We start from the raw sequence: 1,496 nt of genomic DNA, 5'->3' as shown, positions 1-1,496 counted from the left end.
CAAGGAGATCAAGCGCGCCGACCAGATCGCCGCCTATTTCGAGGCAACGCTGCTCGCCGGCTTTTCGACCGCCGAGGCGACCGAGTTCTTCGGCCGTCCGCGCGGCTTCAATGCCGACCGCTTCGATTTCACGCCACGCTCGGTGACCTGGGCGCAAAATGCGTTCCTGAAGCGGTTTTCCGCGATCGAGACGTCGCGGCACCAGGTTTCGGCAACCGCAATCGGCTAAAGCGCGTCGCGCTGAAACGGATTCATGCGCCGCGCTTTAGGTCTTGTTTTATGCATGTCGTTTTCCCCAAAACCGAGGTCACTTTTGGGCGACATGCATTAAAACGCTAAATTAACCGGCGGCGGCCACAATAGCGCGTTCGATCACGGTCCGCAGGCGCGCTCATGCCCGTCGCTGATGCCAAGGATGGTTCGACCATCCCGAAACGGGAGGCCGAAGGCATGGACCGCTCCCGCCACATGGAAGACGAACTGCGCGAGCAGAACCAACGCTTTTCGGCTGCGGTCGAGAACATGTCGCACGGCCTGTGCATGTTCGACGCCGACGAGCGGATGATCATCTGCAACGGCAACTACCTGAACATCTTTTGCCTCGAAGCCAGCGTCATAAGGCCCGGCATCCGGTTCCTCGACATTCTGCGCCACAGCGTCGATATCGGCATCGCCTCGCAAACCGCCGACGAACTCTACGCCATCCGCAAGCCCTATATCGATCAGGCAAAGCCCTCGACCTATGAAGAAACACTGTCGGACGGCCGCATCGTCAGCATCTCGCACCGCCCTCTGGCTCTGGGCGGCTGGGTCTCGATCTACGAGGACATCACCGAGCAGCGCCGCGCGCAAGAGGATCTCAAGGAGCAGCACCGCCGCTTCGACGCAGCGCTTGCCAACATGTCGCAAGGCCTGCTGATGTACGGCGCCGACGGCAAGATGATCGTGCGCAACCGGCGTTTTCTTGAACTCTACAATGTCACCGCGGCAGACTTCCCGCTTGGAACGACGCACCGCGAGGCGCTCGAAAGATTGCTGGAACTCGGCATCTATACGGAGATCGACGTCGACAGCGAAGTCGCCAAGACCGAAGCCTGCCTGACGGCGGCAAAAATGCATTCGGCCTACCGGCATCTTGCCGACGGCAGGACGGTTCTGGTCACACGCCGGCCGATGAACGGCGGCGGCTGGGTAGTGACCTTCGACGACGTCACAGAACGTCGCCGCACCGAAGAGCGCATGACCCATCTTGCGCATCACGATACGCTGACGGGATTGCCCAACCGCTCGATGTTTCGCGAACGGCTCGACCTTGCGCTGGAAGCCACGGCGGTCACGCCGCTGGCAATCTTTTCGCTCGATCTCGATCGCTTCAAGGCGGTCAACGACACCTGGGGACATCCGGCCGGGGACTGGCTGTTGAAGAGCGTGGCCGAGAGGCTGCAGCGCTGCCTGCACAACGCAACCGACGTCGTCCCCCGTTTCGGCGGCGCCGA

1 protein-coding gene and 1 pseudogene are annotated in these 1,496 nt (G+C 61.6%); both read left to right on the top strand.

Features of this window, described 5'->3' with window-relative positions; translation table 11 throughout:
- A pseudogene (locus EN964_RS34315) lies at positions 1-229 on the top strand (hydrolase); the annotation flags it as partial.
- A gap of 164 nt (positions 230-393) precedes the next feature.
- On the top strand, positions 394-1,496 hold a 1,103-nt coding region (locus EN964_RS34310; protein ID WP_127277426.1), incomplete at its 3' end, for a PAS-domain containing protein.

It is taken from the genome of Mesorhizobium sp. M7A.F.Ca.CA.001.10.2.1 (genome assembly GCF_003998575.1).
GTDB lineage: Bacteria > Pseudomonadota > Alphaproteobacteria > Rhizobiales > Rhizobiaceae > Mesorhizobium.
This window is presented reverse-complemented; position numbering and strand designations above follow the sequence as displayed.